The 775-nt window shown below is 62.8% G+C and carries 2 protein-coding genes; both read left to right on the top strand.

Translation table 11 applies throughout. The features are described from left to right. Positions 1–115 precede the first annotated feature (115 nt). Entirely contained in the window at positions 116–421 is a 306-nt protein-coding gene (locus U9980_RS28420; RefSeq protein WP_416210161.1) for a type II toxin-antitoxin system Phd/YefM family antitoxin, read from the top strand. Next, positions 418–690, top strand: a complete 273-nt coding sequence (locus U9980_RS05640) for a type II toxin-antitoxin system RelE/ParE family toxin (RefSeq protein WP_322766975.1) — start codon at positions 418–420, stop codon at positions 688–690. Before U9980_RS28420 ends, U9980_RS05640 begins: the two co-directional genes overlap by 4 nt. The last annotated feature ends 85 nt before the right edge of the window (positions 691–775 follow it).

Raw genomic sequence — 775 nt, 5'->3', positions numbered from 1 at the left:
AGCGCCCTGGCTGTTCCGCCTCGCGCTACGCCTGTTCGGCCGATACTACGATCGCAGACATCGCCTCGTCTTCGGCTGACCTCGATCATTCGCCGGCGCGGGCATACTGGATCTCATGCGTAGTGAGCCGCTTGACGCCGTTCGTGATCGTCTTGACGAGCTGGCAGACGAGGTTGATCAAACTGGTCCGATTGTGCTCAGCCGGCCAGGCCGTACCAGCGTGGTTGTTGTCTCGCTGGACGACTGGCAACGGTTTGAGAATCTTGCTTCAGAAGAGGAAACGGAGTGGTGGCGGCACGTCTCAGCCGAGCGTGCGGCGGCCGGGGAGCCTCCAGAGGACGGCGAGGACGGGCCTGGCCTTGATGAAACGGGGTTCCGGAGCCGATTCGCTCACCTGTTCACGGAATCGTCCGGCACATGACCGCACGATACACCCTTGAGGTCAGACCCCGCGCGGTCCGCCAGCTCGCCCGCCTTCCGGAAAAAATCGCCACAGCTATAGCAGAGTTCATCGCCGGACCATTACTCGACAACCCGTATCGTGTCGGTCACCCCTTACACAGCGAATATGCCGGCCAGTATTCCGCGCGACGGGGTGCTGCATGGCGAATCCGCTACGAAATCGACGACACGACACATGCTGTCCGAGTCCTCGACGTCTCCCACCGTTCCAACACCTACGGCAGCTGAAACAGCTCGAGCTGGAGTGCTGACCTGCCGCGGTTTCGGTGCCCCGAGCGCAGCTCACGGCCGGCGCGGAGCAGGCCCACGACGA

Origin of the sequence: Protofrankia sp. Cr1 (assembly GCF_963555865.1) — a bacterium.
Taxonomy (GTDB): Bacteria; Actinomycetota; Actinomycetes; order Frankiales; family Frankiaceae; genus Protofrankia.
This window is presented reverse-complemented; position numbering and strand designations above follow the sequence as displayed.